Genomic DNA, 16,584 nt, shown 5'->3' on the forward strand with positions numbered 1-16,584 from the left:
GGATTCAAGCCTGCGTTCGGCCAGCGTGTTTGACGGGGCGCCTAGGATCAAGATCAAAAGCCAGAGCCAGAGCCAGAGCCAGAGCCAGAGCAACAGCAACAGCAACAGCAACAGCAACAGCAACAGCAGTGTTACGTCTGACATTACCTAAGTCATCTGATGTCCGGTCGAATAAGCCCTCATCAATTCAAGACAATGTAGTCATTCTGCTGAATGATCGGTCGATGGTCACCTTGCACCAGGTGCAGGTAGCGGCCGTCCACCAGGTCGATGGGCAGGCAGTCGTCGATATCCAGTACGCCGTCCGTGTGGGCCTGGGACCAATGGCGCAGCATCTTTTGCTTGCCCTTGCCGGTCGCCTCCCGTTTGCTGCGGGCGACCACCAGCAGGTAGTGGTGGGCTTCGCCAAAGCTGTTGGCTTCATAACCGCCAAGGTTGATGAAGTACAGGTGATGGGCGTCGGCAGCGGGGGCCAGGTGGCTGAGTTCGACCTTCCAGCCGTCGACGCCATCCACCGCCATCCACGAATCGATATGCACACCCTTGGGGCTGCCGAACCAAGCTTCACGCAATTGCGGGTAGGTGCCTTCCAGCGTGTCCGCTACGGCGAACACCACATCGTGAACTTCAATTCTTGCCCGTGGGTGCTTGCCCCCGAGCATCACGACAAACAGCATTGCAGGTCCTTCCTGGCGACTTGGCAAAGCGCAACCATACTTCGATTGAACCCTTTTGTCCGGTCAATGCCACACTGTTAATTCGCGAATTCATCAGGAGGTTGTCATGCGCACCATTGATCTGGCGGGCGTTCCCGTCCCTGTCATCGGCCAGGGCACCTGGCGCATGGGCGAAGACCCAAGCCAGCGCCGCGCTGAAGTCGCAGCATTGCAATTGGGGATCGATGAGGGCATGACCCTGATCGACACCGCCGAGATGTATGGCGAGGGCGGCGCCGAAGAGGTTGTCGGCGAAGCCATTCGCGGCAAGCGCGAGCAAGTGTTCCTGGTGAGCAAAGTCTACCCGCACAACGCCAGCCACAAGGGTGTGCCCCGTGCCTGTGAAGCCAGCCTCCAGCGCCTGGGCACGGACTACATTGATTTGTACCTGCTGCATTGGCGTGGCCAATACCCTCTTGAAGAAACCGTCGAAGCGTTCGAGCGCCTGCGCGAGGCCGGCAAGATTGGCCGCTGGGGTGTGTCCAATTTCGATGTGGCCGACCTGCAGGAACTCGCATCCCCGGCCTGCGCGACCAATCAGGTGCTGTACAACATTGAAGAGCGCGGGATCGAATTCGACCTGTTGCCCTGGTGGCAACAGCACCATTTACCGCTGATGGCGTACTGCCCGATTGCCCAGGGTGGGGAATTGCTGGCCAGCCAGACCCTCAAACAGATCGCCCGCCGCCACGAGGTCACGCCTGCCCAGGTTGCCCTGGCCTGGGTGCTGCGCCAGGACGGTGTGATCGCCATCCCCAAGGCGGTAACTCCGGAGCACGTGCGGCTTAACGCGGGCGCCGCCAAGGTGGTGCTGGATGAGCACGACCTGGATGCCATTGATCGGGTATTCGGCGCACCCAAGCGCAAGCATCCCCTGGCGATGGTGTAGTTGGCCGGCCGGTGAGGTGCCGTCCCTGGCACCTCCCCTGTGCAGATCCGACTTAATCGCCTACCGCGCTGCACCAGTCATCCGACCCGATTGTGCCGCATACTTCGTGGGTCCATACGATCTTGCGATAGGTGAAGTACACATCCTCCAAGTGAGTGAAATGCGCGTTGTCCGGGTCCTGGCAATTGGGCATGCGCGACTGGATGTCCACGATCCTCGCCCCGTTGAGTTCAATCGTGAAGTAATGCTCCTGGGTGCCCGCCGGTTGGGTACGGAACCATTCCAGCCGGCACGTGACCTCTTCACCGCGGGTCAATGCCTCGAACAGTAATGGCGACGACTTATCGAAGACCTTGCTGATCATCAAGGGCTTGTGGAGCCTCTGGCCGGTCGGCTGACCGGACTGCGGGTCGCGGGGAATGATCACCTGGTGAGCAAAGGCCTGGACCAGGATCTGGTCTTCATGGTCTTTCTGATAACTGCCGCCTACGGAGTCCTTGGTAAATGTGCCTGCCGTAATCAAACCTTGTTTGACACCGGTGATGGAAAGATACGCGGGTGTTGGCATGACGGGTTTCCTTGCCTGATTAAAAAAATAATCCCAACCGGCAACTGTGTTGGCCGGGTGGGAATGCCTATAACAAAAACCGTGCCGGAAAGTGTGGGAACCAATAACGGCTTGGCGTGATGTGGCTATCGGCGTGGGATTTAGTCCGTTGTTATGGTTTTGATCGCCGTTTTGCGCATGTTGTTTGCGCACCCGTGCGCAGTTAGTTGCTCATGCTGATGCGGCGCTAGGTATTTGGTGCTCTGCCGAAAATCGGCGAAATATAACTTTGTAAGTGTGCAAAATCCTGCGTATGCCTCGATTTACGCCTGTCGTAGGAAATATCTTAAGTGTCAGTCTATTGCTTGCTGAATATTATTGACGTGGCTAAGGTTTGCGAACTTCGCGGCGTATCCAGCGAAGTTTATATGGCATTCTGGTGCAAAATTTAAATGCGCTTAGTTTGTCGTTCGTACCTTGATTAGTCGCGTGCGGTCCTAATATGGTGTATTCAGACAAGCTCTGCGCTTATTACCTTGAACTTGCCAGCTTTCCCTGTTTGGCAACTAGTTTTGCGGGCAGTGATATTCGCTATTCGAGTGAATTTGAAACGCTGGAGTCCGAACTGGAAAAGGTGCAGTCCATTCATGGCGCTGGCCAGCCTGACTGGCAAAAGCTTCTGGACATCAGCGAATGCCTGTTGCGTGAGCAATCCAAAGATCTGCGCGTGGCTGTCTGGTTGACCTGGGCGCTGTACCAGCGTGAGTCCTTTGCCGGTCTGCTGGCTGGCCTCGGGCTGTTGCACCATCTGTGTGAGCATCACTGGTCAGACGTTTACCCGAAAAAGCTGCGCACCCGCAGTGCTGCGTTCGGCTGGTTGGTCCTGCGCCTTGAGACACTGCCGGCTCAACGCCTTTCGCTTCAGGACCATCAGCCCTTGGTCCGTTCCATGCTTGAGCGCCTTGGGTGCCTCGATGAACTCTGGACTGCACATTTGGCCGATGACGCGCCGCTGTTGCTGCCGATTCGCAGGCAATTGGACCAATGGTTGGAGAGGGCTGTACAAGACCAGCGTCCAGTCGCAGCGCTGGACGGCGTCACTGCACACGTGCAATCGGCTGCCACTCCAGTGGTAAACACCGAACTGACGTTAAACAACGAAAAAGACGCGCATAAATTGCTGTGTGCCTTGCAGGAGCAGGCCCGTCCGTTGTGTGCCTGGTGGTTACGCCAGCACGCTACCGACCTGCGGGCCTTGCGCCTGGGGCGAACGCTGGCTTGGTTGGCTATCGTCCGCTATCCGGATGCCAACGGTGAGCGCGTCACCGCGTTGTGCGGGCCTGCACCCGACAAACTCAAGCGCTATCAGGAACGTTTTGACCAAGGCCACTACGCCGACCTGTTGCTTGAACTGGAGGACTGCCTCTCGGGTGCGATGTTCTGGTTCGACGGGCTGCACATGCTCTGGCAATGCCTGGAAGCCCAGCAAGCAGACCTGGCTATGACCGAGCTGGAAGTGAGTTTCGCCCTGTTGCTGCAACGCTTGCCGGACTTGCCGATGTTTCGCTTCCAAGGGGGCGATCCTTTTGCCGGCAGCGGCACTCGTGACTGGATCGCACTGCACGTTTCCCATCACCTGCAAGCCCCGCAGCCGCCCAGCGTTGCGGTCGACACCGCGCCCTGGGAGATCGCCTTGCAGGCGCTGCTGCCACGGCTGCGCAAGGAGGGGCTCAAAGCCGCAGTGCACGAGCTCAAGCATGGCCTGCACGCCGCTCGCGGCGATCGTTCCCGCTTTTATTGGCGCCTGGCCCAGGCGCGCTTATGTGTGCACGCCGGCAAGCATGAACTGGCGAAGATCCAGCTGGAACATCTGGATCTCGAACTGCAACGCTCGGGCCTGGAACGCTGGGAGCCCGAGCTGGCGTTTCAAGTGACACAACTCTTGCATCGCTGCTGTGACCTGATGCCACAAAACCATGCCGTACGCGAACGCAAGGAAGACACCCACCGCAGGCTGTGCCTCTTCGATCTCGAAGCGGTACTTGAATAGGCTTACGAGCCACTTGAAAAAGGAGATTTACCGTGGCCAAAGAAGGTTCGGTAGCACCCAAGGAACGCATCAATATCACCTTCAAACCCGCCATCGGCGGAGCACAGGAGGAAGTCGAGCTGCCGTTGAAACTTCTGGTGCTGGGCGACTTCACCCAGCGTGAGGACGTGCGCAAGCTTGAAGATCGCAAGCCCATCGCCATCAACCCGCACACGTTCGATGAGGTGCTGGCCAAACAGGTGCTGAGCCTGATGCTGAATGTACCCAATCGCCTCCAGGACTGCGCGGATGTCGAAGAGCTGGTCATCCAGGTACGCATCAATTCGATGAAGGATTTCAACCCCGCGAACCTGGTGGAGCAGATCCCCGAGTTGCACAAGCTGATGGCCCTGCGTGAGGCGCTGATGGCGCTCAAGGGGCCGCTGGGCAACACCCCTAGCTTTCGCAAAGCCATCGAGCAGGCCCTGGCCGATGACGAATCCCGTGCCCGGGTCTTGGCGGAGCTGGGCCTGAGCGGCCAAACCGCCTGACATTTTCAGTAAAAGGACACTGACGCCATGACGACTCAACACACCCCGATGCCTGTACACACGCCTGACGAGTACAGCATCCTCGACAACATCATCGCCCAGACGCTGCTGAGTGTGGACGACGAGGCCTACGGCATCGCCAAGCGTGGCGTCTCGGCATTTATCGAAGAGCTGATCAAGCCGCAGAACAACGGTGAACCGGTCAAGAAACGCCTGGTTGACCGGATGATTGCCGAGATTGACGAGAAACTCAGTCGGCAAATGGATGAGATTCTGCACCACCCGAGTTTCCAGGCCCTGGAATCCTCATGGAAGGGCCTGCAGTTACTGGTCCAGCGCACCGACTTTCGAGAAAACATCAAGATCGAACTGCTGAATGTCTCGTGCCAGGACCTGCTGGATGACTTCGAAGACTCGCCCGAGGTGACCCAGTCAGGGCTGTACAAGCATGTCTACAGTACCGAATACGGTCAGTTCGGTGGTCAACCTGTAGGCGCGATCATCGCTGATTTTTTTCTCTCTCCCAGTGCCCCCGATGTGAAGCTGATGCAATACGCTTCCAAGGTTGCCTGCATGGCCCATGCCCCCTTTATCGCTGGCGCAGGGCCGACATTTTTCGGTTTGGAAAGCTTCACCGATCTGCCTGACTTGAAGGACCTCAGGGACCACTTCGAAGGTCCGCAGTTCGCCAAATGGCAAAGCTTTCGCCAGAGCGAAGATGCCCGTTATGTCGGGCTGACCGTGCCGCGATTCCTGTTGCGCACGCCTTACGATCCCCTGGAGTGTCCAGTCAAGACCTTTGCCTATCGGGAAACCGTGGTGAACAGTCACGAGCACTACCTATGGGGCAATACCGCCTACGCCCTTGCCACACGATTGACCGACAGTTTTGCGCGGTTTCGTTGGTGCCCGAACATCATCGGTCCGCAAAGCGGTGGCGCCGTGGAAGACTTGCCCTTGCATCATTTCCACAGCATGGGCGAAATCGAAACCAAGATTCCCACTGAAGTACTGGTGTCCGACCGTCGCGAGTACGAGCTGGCGCAAGAGGGATTCATTGCCTTGACGATGCGCAAGGGCAGTGACAATGCCGCGTTTTTCTCCGCCAGCTCGGTGCAAAAGCCCAAGTATTTCGGTATCAGTGCCGAGGGCAAGGAAGCTGAGCTGAATTACCGCCTGGGCACTCAGTTGCCCTACATGATGGTGGTCAATCGCCTGGCCCATTACCTCAAGGTTCTGCAACGCGAGCAATTGGGTTCCTGGAAGGAGCGTACCGACCTGGAGCTGGAGCTTAACAAGTGGATTCGCCAGTACGTGGCAGACCAGGAAAACCCCAGTGCCGAAGTGCGGGGGCGGCGGCCTTTGCGTGCGGCACGGATCGTTGTCAGTGATGTCGAGGGTGAGCCTGGCTGGTACCGCGTCAACCTGAGCGTGCGCCCGCACTTCAAATACATGGGGGCTGACTTCACGCTGTCCCTGGTTGGCAAGCTTGATAAAGCATGAACAGGGGCCAACGGATGACCCGTAACCAAAGCCTGTTTGAGCGGCTTGCACATCCGGCCGCACATCCGGCCTGTGCTGCGACGTCCGTTGCAGCCCATCTGGGAAAGATGCTCAGCATTCGCGTCGGCAGTGTGCAGACACTGGCCGACTACGGGATGCCGGACCTCAATGACATGAACCAGAGTCTGCATGAGTCATTGAGCCAGTCGCGCGTGTTGATCGAGCGGTTTATCCGCGCCTATGAGCCACGCCTGAAGCACGTGCGTGTGAGGGCGCTGCGCTGTGGTCACGATCCTTTGGCCCTGGCGTTTGCCATCGATGCCACGCTCTGTGTCGACGGTGTGACGCGGCCTGTGGTGTTCACCGCGCGCCTGCACAGTGCAGCACAGGTTGAGGTCATGCCGGATGTCCTTTAACCCGTATTACCAGAGCGAACTCAGTGCGTTGCGTCAGCTCGGACGGCGTTTCTCCGAGCGCAATCCGGCGCTGGCGCCCTTTCTGGGGGAGGCCGGTCAGGATCCGGATGTGGAGCGTTTGCTGGAAGGCTTTGCCTTTCTCACCGGACGCTTGCGCCAGAAACTGGATGACGAGTTGCCCGAGCTGACGCATTCGTTGATGCATTTACTGTGGCCCAACTACATGCGGCCGATACCCGCGTTCAGCATCTTGCAGTTTGATCCGTTGAGGCAGATCGGGCCCGGCGTGATGGTCGCTCGGGATACGCCGGTGGAAAGCGTTGCGGTCAAGGGCGAGCGTTGCCGCTTTCGAACCTGTTACGCCACACGTATCCAGCCGCTGCAACTGGCTGCGCTGGAGTACTACGTCCATGGAGAGCAGGCGTTGTTGAGCCTGCGCCTGGACATGAGTGCCGAAGGCAATTTCAGCGAATGTACGTTCGATCAATTGCGCCTGCATCTGTCCGGAGACCGCTACATCAGTCAGGCGTTGTACCTGAGCCTGCTGCGCGAGGTCGAGGGCATCGAGCTGCTGCCCTTGGGCGGCGATGGGCGTGCTGTCAGTGGGGCGGATGGCCAGGCCCTGGTGTTGCGTCTGGGCGGCGATCAGGTAACACCGGTAGGGTTTGCCGAGGAGAATGCACTGATGCCCTATCCGCAGAACACGTTTGGCGGGTACCGCCATCTGCAGGAGTACTTCGCCTTTCCCGAAAAGTACCTGTTCGTGGATGTGGGGGGCCTGGATGTCCTGCACTGCTTGCCCCAGGACGTGCTCAAGAAAATCTGCAGCCTCAAGGTGTGCTTCAAGCTACGCAGGGGCCAGGCAACCGAATGCCCCACGCTGGACAACGTGAAGCTGTACTGCACGCCCATTGTCAATCTGTTCAAACAGGATGCAGTGCCGATTCGCCTGGACGGCAAGCAGGACGAGTACCTGCTGATTCCCGGGGAATACGCGCGTGCAAACGCCTGTGTATTTTCCGTAGACAAGGTCACGGGCTGGCGTCCTGGTGGGTTGGGGTATCAGGCGTACGTGCCGTTTGAATCCTTCGAACATGAGGGTGATACCGCCCCCTCGGCAGCCCCTGCCAGCTACTGCATTCGCCAGCGCGCGTCGGCCCATCATGCCGGGCTCGATACCTGGCTGAGATTCGCAGACGGCCAGGGGCATACCCAGGAAACGCTGTCGATCGAGCTGACATGTACCAATCACAACCTGCCAGGGCAACTGCAGGCAGGGGAGATCAATCAGGCCTGTGAGCAGACGCCGGAAGGGTTGTCGTTTCGCAATATCTGCGCGCCGACGGCGAGTTTTGCACCGCCCCTGGAACAGGATTTTCTCTGGCGCCTTATCAGCAATATGTCGCTCAACTACGTGTCACTGAGCGATATCGGTGCCTTGAGGATGGTCCTCGAAACCTATGACGTGCCGCGCTACTACGATCTGCAAGCGAAAAAGATCAGCCAGAGAAAGCTCGGCGCCTTGCGATCCATCCGCCATACGGCCGTCGATCGTTTGCACCTAGGGATGCCGTTTCGAGGGCTGCGGATCGACCTGGCGATTGATTCCCAAGGTTTCCTGGGGCAGGGCGAAGCGTTTGTGTTCGCCTCGGTGCTCAACGAGTTCTTTGCGCTGTACGCCAGCCTTAATGCCTACCACGAACTACGTGTCATCAGCACACAAGGAGATGTGTACCTATGGCCACCTCGGATGGGGCAGCAGCCCCTGCTTTGAAAAAACTGTGTAGCGGCATCCGCGAATACTCGCTGTTCCAGGCGATTTTGCAGGTGATCAAGCGCCTGCGCGATGCCCATCCGTTGCTGGATGACAACGCGCTGTATGACCGATTGGAGTTTCAGGCCAACCCAGGCCTGGGGTTTCCCGGTCACGATATCGACCGAGTGGAGTTCTTTGTTGAACACGATCAATTGCGCGCGCGCCTGCGCCTCAACGTTCTGGGCCTGTGTGGCGCAGGTTCGCCCTTGCCGGCGTTTTACGGCGAGCAGGCGTGTGCCGACGGGGCGGGCGGCCACGCGACCCGAGACTTGCTGGACCTGTTTCACCATCGTCTGCAGCGGCTGATGTTGCCGATCTGGCGCAAATACCGCTACCAGGCGTGTTTCCAGGCGCAGGCGCGTGATGCGTTTTCCGACCAGATGTTTGCATTGATTGGATTGAAGGGCCTGCCGATTCGCACGGCAGCGCAACTGGACTGCAAGCGACTGCTGCCCTACCTGGGGTTGCTTGGGCTGCGGGTGCATTCGGCGGCAGTGATCGAGACGGTGCTGCGTTACTACTTCAGGCACGACCGCGTGTTTATAGAGCAATGGGTGGAACGCACGGTTGTTGTGGCTCCCCCGCAGTTGAACCAGTTGGGCTGTGCCAACAGCGTGCTGGGCCTCGACCAGGTACTGGGAAGTCGGGTCGCCGACCGCAGCGGTAAGTTCAGGGTGCATATCCAGGCGCTGGATTGGCAGCGCTTTCATGGTTTTTTACCGACGGGGTCGGAGTATCCGTTGCTGTGTTCGTTGGTACGAATGACCGTGCGAGACCCACTGGAATACGACCTGCGCCTGGTGCTGGCCAAGGAGGCGATCAGGCCGTTGTACGTGGGCGAACACAACGTCTGCAGGCTGGGTTGGACCAGTTGGCTGGCGCATGAGTGCGCCGACGGTGTGGTCATCGTGGCCAGCAATGCTCACTAGGGACTCAGGATTATGATGAATGTAGACCTGCAACAACTGATCCAGACATTGACGCCCCCCGTCCGCCAAGACCTGGAGCGCGCGGCCGAACGCTGTGTGACCCGTGGCGGCCTGGAGGTCCTGGTGGAAGACCTGCTGCTGGCCCAACTGGAACGTCCCCAAGGCGTTTTGATGCGTGCCTTGGCCGACGCGGGGATTGAGGTGCAGACGCTGCAGGCAACGCTGCAACCCAAGGGGCAGGCAAGTGCTTCACGTAATCCGGTATTTGCCCAGGCGCTTGTGCATTGGTTGCAACAGGCGTTGATGGTTGCTCATCTGGAGTTGCGCCAAAGCGTCGTCGACCACGCAGCCCTGTTACTGGCCCTGCTGCGTCACCTGCAACAGCATGCAGGCAGTGGCTATCACGCGCTGTTGAGCCGTTTGGATGCACAGCGTGTCCACGGCTATGTGCTGAGCCAGGAACCTGACGTTGTCCCGGCAGCAAGCGGCGAGTCAGTGCTGGCACGTTTTACCCATGATCTGACACGCCGGGCCCATGAAGGGCGTATCGATCCGGTGCTGTGTCGCGATGGCGAGATTCGCCAGTTGATCGACATCCTCATGCGTCGGCGCAAGAACAATCCGATCCTTGTCGGTGAGGCCGGGGTAGGCAAGACCGCAGTGGTCGAAGGCCTCGCCCTGCGCATTGCCAGCTCACAGGTGCCCGACCCCCTCAAGGACGTGCGGGTGCTGATCCTGGACATGGGCTTGCTGCAAGCCGGTGCCAGCATCAAGGGTGAATTCGAGCGGCGTCTCAACGGCGTGATCGACGAGGTGAACGCCTCGCCGAAACCGGTGATTCTGTTTATCGATGAGGCGCACACCCTGGTGGGTGCGGGCGCCCAAGCGGGTGCCGGCGATGCAGCCAACCTGCTCAAACCGGCCTTGGCCCGCGGCGAGTTGCGGACCGTCGCTGCCACCACATGGCGCGAATACAAGAAGTACTTTGAAAAAGACCCGGCCTTGGCGCGGCGTTTCCAACCTGTGCTGGTTAGCGAACCCAGCGTCGAACAGGCGATTTCGATCCTGCGCGGGCTGGTTCCGGCCTATGAAGCCAGCCATGGCGTATACATCCGTGACGATGCCGTCGTCGCAGCGGCGCAGTTGAGCGCTCGCTACCTGGCGGGGCGTCAGCTTCCCGACAAGGCCGTGGATGTGCTGGACACCGCCTGCGCCCGTGCGCGAATCAGCCAGGTAACGATGCCCGAGGCGCTGGAACGCTTATGTACCGAACAGGCTGAAGGCGCGCGGCAGCGCGAGGCGCTGAGTCGAGACAGGGACGCTGGGTTGCCTACGGATGAGCCGGCTGTACAAGCGTTGAGCCGGCGATTGGCGGCGGTCGAGGGTGAGCGTCAACATTTGGAGCAGTGCTGGCTGGAACAGCGCGCACTGGCGGAGCAGGTGCGCGTGTGCCCGCGCCTGGTGGCTCAGGTCATCAGCGCCTGGACGGGCATTCCTGTTGAACAGCTGGCCCTTGAGCACAGTGAATCGGTGCGGGGCGTTGCCGATGCGCTGCGCTCACGCATCCTCGGCCAGGAACCCGCGATCCAGGCGCTTGACCGCAACCTGCGCGCAGTGGCCGCCGGGCTGAACCAGGCCGCCGCACCGGTCGGTGTGTTCCTGTTGGTGGGCCCCAGTGGCGTGGGCAAGACCGAAACGGCCTTGGCCTTGGGTGATTTGCTGTATGGCGGTGAGCGGTTTGTCACCACCCTCAATATGTCGGAGTTTCAGGAAAAACACGCCGTGTCTCGGCTGATTGGCGCACCCCCTGGTTATGTCGGGTATGGCGAGGGCGGCGTGCTGACGGAAGCCGTGCGGCAGCGGCCCTACTCGGTGGTGCTGCTCGACGAAGTCGAAAAGGCCGACCCGGAGGTGTTGAACCTGTTCTATCAGATCTTCGACAAGGGGCTGGTCAATGATGGCGAAGGCCGGGAAATCGATTTTCGCAATACGCTGATCCTGATGACGTCCAACCTGGGCAGTGACTGCATCGTCGACTTATGTGCCGGCGGCCGACGGCCTGACACTGAGGTCTTGCACGACGCCATCCGGCCCGTACTGCGCGACTATTTCAAGCCGGCACTGCTCGCCCGGATGCGGGTCGTGCCCTATTACCCGCTCGCAGGCGCTGTGTTGCATGACCTGGCAAGGCTCAAGCTGGACGGCCTTGGGCGAAGGCTGCAGGCGCGCAAGCTGGCATTGAGTTATACGACCGAGCTGGTCACGCATATGGCCGAGCGGTGTGCCCATGACGACAGCGGTGCGCGATACCTCGACCAATGGATCGAAATCCACCTGTTGCCGCAGATAGTCGATCGGCTTTTGCGGGCGATGGCGATGGGTGAGGCGCTGTCGCTGGCCCATGCCAGCCTGGATGGTGACGGCGTGCCGATCTGCGAGCTCAGCCAATGAGGGACAGCGTGCTTGCTCATTTACCCCAGCCCCTGTCCTACGCCGATACCCTGCTGGCCTGGCTCAACCGCATGGGGCTCGATGGTGACGAGACAACGTTGCCAGACCTGTGTGTTGCAGCGGCCGCGCAACTGAGTCAATGCGAACTCAGCCAGTTGTATCGACGCGACGAGGTGACGGGCCGACTTGAGCTGATCGCCCAGCATTTACCTGGCGCCTTGCCCCTTGGCGACCTCGCTTGCAGCTCCGACTTCCAGCATCAGCAACTGCTGCATGACGTCCTCAACCATGGCGGTGTCCTGAGCCTGGAGAACCTGGCGGACAGTGCGTATGAGGGCGGTTTTTTACCGGCGACAGCGACACCTTGGCGCGCATTGGTCGGCGTGCCGCTGTTCGGTCGACACCAGGCGGTTGCGGGTCTGTTGCTGTGCACCAGCCAGCAGGCGAAACCGCTGCAGGACTACGGCGCGTCATTAACGCAGCTGGGAAGCTTCGCCTTGAGTCAACTGGCGCTGTTGCGACGCCTGCATCCTGCGCGCAACAGCACCCAGGCCGCGTCTTGCGTACCCGTAGCGCGTATGACGTATGGGCTGATCGGCAACAGCACGGCCATGGACGAAACCTACCGCCTGATCGGCAAGGTGCTGAATGCGCCCTACACGGTGCTCCTGCGCGGCGAGACCGGAACGGGCAAAGAAGTGGTCGCGCGGGCCATCCATACTGCCGGGCGGCGCAATCGCAAAGCCTTTGTGGTGCAGAACTGCGCGGCCTTTCCCGAAGGACTGCTGGAAAGTGAGCTATTCGGCTATCGCAAAGGCGCCTTCACAGGCGCTGAGCGTCACCATGTAGGGCTATTTGACGCCGCAGATGGCGGCACATTGCTCTTGGACGAAATCGGCGATATGCCGCTGGCGCTCCAGGCCAAGCTGCTACGGGTATTGCAGGAAGGCGAGGTTCGCCCGCTGGGTGCCAGCGCGGCACATAAGGTCGATGTGCGGATTATCGCGGCGACCCATCGTGACCTCGCTGCAATGGTGGCCGAGGGGAGTTTTCGCGAGGACCTGTATTACCGACTGGCACAGTTCCCGATCGAATTGCCGGCATTGCGTGAACGCGACGGCGATGTGTCGTTGTTGGCGCGACAGTTCGCGCAATCGGCTTGTGTTGCCCTGGGCCGCGCGCCGGTGGAGTGGTCGGCTGCGGCCTTGGATCAACTCTCATGCCACGCTTTTCCCGGCAATGTTCGTGAACTCAAATGCCTGGTGGAGCGCGCGGTGCTGCTCTGTGACGACGCCGTTCTGCTGCCGGAGCATCTGTCCCTGTCGCCAGGGGCGGGCGCTGCCACTGTCGACCCGACGTTGCGCCAGCGCCTGGAGCAGGTTGAGCGGGTATTCCTGATCGACTGCCTGCACAAGAACCGTGGCAATCGGACCCGGACTGCACGTGAGTTGGGGCTCGCACGCCGCACGCTGCTTTATCGCCTTAAACGCTTGAACATCCCTGATGGCGACGTCCGAGGTGGCATTGAATGACGCACGTACAGACCCCGCTCTTCACCGTCGGCCTTACTTTCATTGGAGATACCTGATGCCTCTTCGTACGTGGAAAGCCTTGGGGCTTGTCCTGTGTTTGTTGAGTGGATGCAACGCCAACTACGTTTTTGATGATGCTGACTACCGTCCGCTGGGTGACCCCCAGGCGAGCCGCCGTGGCGATTGAACAGGGGAGCCTTGCCATGCAATTAGTGTTTGAGGTGTGCAATACCGGGAGCAGTGAGCCTGCATGCGGTAAGACATTTGACCGCGTCGGCGGCGTGATCGGCCGCGGGACGGGCTGTGATTGGATTATCCCCGACGCCAGTCGCTTGCTCTCCAGTCACCATGCGCTGGTCAGTTATCGGGACAGTCAATATTTTTTAACCGATATCAGCACCAACGGCATTGGCGTGTCGGGCAGCACGGAACGTTTGTCCAAGGGACAGGCACGCCTGATCTGCGAGGGAGATGTCTATCAATTGGGGTCGGTGGATATCTGTGCACGACTGGTGGCGCACGTGACACCCAATGACCAGCAGGTTTTTTCCCGTGACGATACGATTCCGGATGACGCCTTCTTAGTCATGGCGCCGTTGCACTCACCGAATTTTGCGCAGGGGTATGACACCTCGTTCGAGGATCCTGAGGTACTGGAACCGGCAACGGAGAGGGCGGCCTATGCACTTTCTCACGGCACCGTAGAGCGGGATCACTTGATCGTGCCGAGATGGGCCGAGCCAGTAACGGATGAGGCCTGTACTCAACCCACCCCGGTTGCAGCAGACGCTTGTAACCCATTCTGGCCGCAGTTTGCCGAGGCGATGGGCATGCCCATGGATGTCCTCGATACGCAAGCCTGCGAGGCCCAGGCGATCAAAGTGGCGGGTTTGTTCAGGCAAACCATCGAAGGGCTGCAGCAGAGCCTGCGTACCCGCGATGAGCTGAACGGCGAGTTGAATCTGGGTTGGACCCTGCCTGCGCTCAAGAGCCACAACCCCTTGAAGGATTGCGCCGATACCCAGACGGCCTTGGCCTCACTGCTGGGGCCCGGCGAATTGGGCCAGTTGTCCGCCGAGGCGGCAGTCGACCAGGCACTGCGGGAAATGCAAGTCCACCAACTGGCCTTGGTCGTGGCCTGCCGTGCCGCCATGCGCGGCGCGGTGGCGGCATTTGCACCGAGCCACCTGCTGCTGTGCTTCGAGCGCCAGGACATGCGGGTCAGGTTCTCTACCGACGGATCCCATTGGCGGGCTTATCAACGCTATTACCGACGACTGCTCGACGAGCAACCCTTGGGCGAGCAGTTGTTGCGCAACGAATTTTCCAAAGCCTACGCGGAGCAGGTGCGCCTGGTCGCCACACTGCACGCGGCTCATCCGGGATGACGGTCATGTATCGAGCCACCCTAATACCCATGTTGTTCGTAATGGGCCTGCTGGCCGGTTGTGCCAACGTGTCCCCGTTTTCAACCCTGACCAAGCTGGACCTGACCTTGAGGGCCAGCGAAGCCGTCAACCCCGACCTCCATGGGCGCCCATCTCCTGTCGTGGTGCGCCTGATTGAGCTGCGCCACCCGGTGGCGTTCGAAAATGCTGACTTCTTCACCCTCTATGGCCGCGCCGAGCAGGCGCTGCCCAAGGATTGGGTCGCCAGCGAAGAGTTGGAACTGCGCCCCGGTGAGCTGTTGGCGCTCAAGCTCAGTCTCGAACCACAGAGTCGTTATGTCGGGGTGCTGGCGGCCTATCGGGACTTACCCCATGTGCAGTGGCGGCTCGTGCTGTCCGTGTTCCAGCAGCGACGGACGCGTGTTGACCTGCTACTCGACGAGTCCGGTGTCCGCGTCGTCGACCCTCAAGTCCTAAGGTTGGAGGATAGAAATGCAGGTTCATAAAGTCATCTGGCAGGAGGGTATGCTGCTGCGCCCCCAACACTTGCAGCACAACGATCGCTACTATCGCCAACAGCTCAACCGCACCCGTTTGTTGGGCGTTGATGGTTGGGGGTTCCTGACCCTTGACGTCGATGTGCAGTACCTCAATTTGGGGAAGGTAGTCGTTAACCAGGCCAGCGGTGTATTTCCCGATGGCAGCCTGTTCGAACTGAGCAACGCGATGGAACCGCTGGTGTTGCAGGTCCCTCCCAACACCGGTGGGCAAGCGGTGTACCTGGCGTTGCCGTTGGCCATCGGCAATCAGGTTGAAGTGCGCCAGCAACAGCACACTGATGTGCTGGCGCGTTACGTCAGCTGCGCAGCAGAGATCACGGATTCCAATGCAGGCTTTGATACCCGTTGCCAGATCAACTGTGCACGCCCGGACTTGCGATTGCTGTCAGGGGAGCACGCCACGGACCCGCTGCATGTGACACTTCAGGTCGCCCAGGTGCTGGATTCGACGCGCGAGGCGGGCGTGCGGCTGGACGCGGATTTTGTACCGACGTTCATCTATCTGCAGCGCTCAGGTTACGTGGCGTCATGTATCAAGGAAGTGATCAGCCTGCTGGCCACCCGAGGCGATGCGATTGCTGCGCGTATCCGCGGCGGGTCGGAGGGGGCTCAGGTCGGCGATTTTCTCATGCTGCAATTGATCAATCGTAGCGAGTTGGTGTTGCGGCACTTCCTGGGCCAGAGCCAGGTGCGGCCAGAGGCCTTGTATCGCGAGTTGTTGTCGGTTTTCGGCGAGTTGTCCACGTTCGCCATCGACAACAAACGCCCGCAGTTGGAGACGCGTTACCAGCATGGAGAGCAGGGGGCGAGTTTTCGCGGGTTGATGGAAGGCATTCGCACGGTGCTGTCGTTGGTACTGGAACAACATGCCATTGAGCTGGCCTTGGAGCCGCGACAGTACGGGGTGCTCGTGTGCCCGGTGAGTGATCTCAAACTGCTGGGTAGCGCGACATTCATTTTGGCGGCAACCGCCCAGTGCGATTCGGAAGAGTTGCGCCACCGTCTTCCTGCACACCTGAAAATTGGCTCTGTAGAGCGCATCCGCGAGCTGGTCAATCTGCACCTGGCCGGCATCAGGATCAAGCCATTGCCGGTAGCGCCCCGACAGATCCCGTTCCATGCCGGCAAAACCTATTTCATGCTCGAACTCAGTGCCCGTGACATCACGCAGCTGGAGCAATCCGGTGGTTTTGCCTTCCACGCCAGCGGCGAGTTTGCCGAACTCGAACTCAATTTCTGGGCCATCAGGAACTGAAT

Annotated in this window: 15 protein-coding genes; 13 read left to right on the forward strand and 2 right to left on the reverse strand. The window is 59.8% G+C overall.

From position 1 onward, the window contains the following. Positions 1-182: 182 nt before the first annotated feature. Positions 183-677, reverse strand: coding sequence for a DUF1543 domain-containing protein (locus J1G35_RS23340; protein WP_223016125.1), 495 nt, complete (start codon positions 675-677; stop codon positions 183-185). Positions 678-783: 106 nt separating this feature from the next. On the opposite strand from J1G35_RS23340, the gene J1G35_RS23345 reads away from it, so the two are divergent. Next, entirely contained in the window at positions 784-1,605 is an 822-nt protein-coding gene (locus J1G35_RS23345; RefSeq protein WP_223016126.1) for an aldo/keto reductase, read from the forward strand. A 52-nt stretch (positions 1,606-1,657) separates the two neighbouring features. Here the strand turns inward: J1G35_RS23345 and J1G35_RS23350 are convergent, their stop codons facing one another. Then, entirely contained in the window at positions 1,658-2,173 is a 516-nt protein-coding gene (locus J1G35_RS23350; RefSeq protein WP_053128310.1) for an Hcp family type VI secretion system effector, read from the reverse strand. Between the two features lie 481 nt (positions 2,174-2,654). On the opposite strand from J1G35_RS23350, the gene tssA reads away from it, so the two are divergent. Genes tssA through tssK form a run of 12 tightly spaced genes read left to right on the forward strand, consistent with a single transcriptional unit; the run spans position 2,655 to position 16,582 of the window. After that, positions 2,655-4,202, forward strand: coding sequence for a type VI secretion system protein TssA (tssA, locus tag J1G35_RS23355; protein ID WP_223016127.1), 1,548 nt, complete (start codon positions 2,655-2,657; stop codon positions 4,200-4,202). A gap of 32 nt (positions 4,203-4,234) precedes the next feature. Beyond that, on the forward strand, positions 4,235-4,732 hold the full coding sequence (tssB, locus tag J1G35_RS23360; RefSeq protein WP_223016128.1) for a type VI secretion system contractile sheath small subunit: 498 nt from the start codon (positions 4,235-4,237) through the stop codon (positions 4,730-4,732). A gap of 27 nt (positions 4,733-4,759) precedes the next feature. Beyond that, on the forward strand, positions 4,760-6,235 hold the full coding sequence (tssC, locus tag J1G35_RS23365; protein WP_223016129.1) for a type VI secretion system contractile sheath large subunit: 1,476 nt from the start codon (positions 4,760-4,762) through the stop codon (positions 6,233-6,235). Between the two features lie 14 nt (positions 6,236-6,249). Next, the gene (gene tssE / locus J1G35_RS23370) at positions 6,250-6,651 is read left to right on the forward strand and encodes a type VI secretion system baseplate subunit TssE (protein ID WP_223016130.1); all 402 of its coding nucleotides are present in this window, start codon (positions 6,250-6,252) and stop codon (positions 6,649-6,651) included. Further along, positions 6,641-8,425 carry a type VI secretion system baseplate subunit TssF gene (gene tssF / locus J1G35_RS23375; RefSeq protein WP_223016131.1) on the forward strand — a complete coding sequence of 595 codons (1,785 nt, stop codon included), beginning with the start codon at positions 6,641-6,643 and terminating at the stop codon, positions 8,423-8,425. Before tssE ends, tssF begins: the two co-directional genes overlap by 11 nt. Further along, positions 8,389-9,396 carry a type VI secretion system baseplate subunit TssG gene (gene tssG / locus J1G35_RS23380; protein WP_223016132.1) on the forward strand — a complete coding sequence of 336 codons (1,008 nt, stop codon included), beginning with the start codon at positions 8,389-8,391 and terminating at the stop codon, positions 9,394-9,396. Before tssF ends, tssG begins: the two co-directional genes overlap by 37 nt. 12 nt (positions 9,397-9,408) lie before the next feature. Continuing rightward, positions 9,409-11,847 (forward strand): AAA family ATPase, encoded by a 2,439-nt coding sequence (locus J1G35_RS23385; RefSeq protein ID WP_223016133.1) that lies wholly within the window; start codon positions 9,409-9,411, stop codon positions 11,845-11,847. Continuing rightward, positions 11,844-13,379 carry a sigma 54-interacting transcriptional regulator gene (locus J1G35_RS23390; RefSeq protein ID WP_223016134.1) on the forward strand — a complete coding sequence of 512 codons (1,536 nt, stop codon included), beginning with the start codon at positions 11,844-11,846 and terminating at the stop codon, positions 13,377-13,379. The genes J1G35_RS23385 and J1G35_RS23390 overlap by 4 nt, the downstream gene beginning before the upstream one ends. 55 nt (positions 13,380-13,434) lie before the next feature. Next, the gene (locus J1G35_RS31045) at positions 13,435-13,566 is read left to right on the forward strand and encodes a type VI secretion protein (protein ID WP_082340896.1); all 132 of its coding nucleotides are present in this window, start codon (positions 13,435-13,437) and stop codon (positions 13,564-13,566) included. Positions 13,567-13,582: 16 nt separating this feature from the next. Continuing rightward, a complete protein-coding gene (gene tagH, locus J1G35_RS23395) occupies positions 13,583-14,767 on the forward strand; it encodes a type VI secretion system-associated FHA domain protein TagH (RefSeq protein ID WP_223016135.1) in 1,185 nt (394 codons plus the stop codon). 5 nt (positions 14,768-14,772) lie between these two features. Then, positions 14,773-15,273, forward strand: a complete 501-nt coding sequence (tssJ, locus tag J1G35_RS23400; protein WP_053128329.1) for a type VI secretion system lipoprotein TssJ — start codon at positions 14,773-14,775, stop codon at positions 15,271-15,273. Continuing rightward, the gene (gene tssK, locus J1G35_RS23405; RefSeq protein WP_053128331.1) at positions 15,260-16,582 is read left to right on the forward strand and encodes a type VI secretion system baseplate subunit TssK; all 1,323 of its coding nucleotides are present in this window, start codon (positions 15,260-15,262) and stop codon (positions 16,580-16,582) included. Before tssJ ends, tssK begins: the two co-directional genes overlap by 14 nt. Positions 16,583-16,584: the final 2 nt, after the last annotated feature.

The sequence above is a fragment of the Pseudomonas sp. SH10-3B genome (genome assembly GCF_019891415.1).
In the GTDB taxonomy this organism is placed as follows: Bacteria; Pseudomonadota; Gammaproteobacteria; order Pseudomonadales; family Pseudomonadaceae; genus Aquipseudomonas.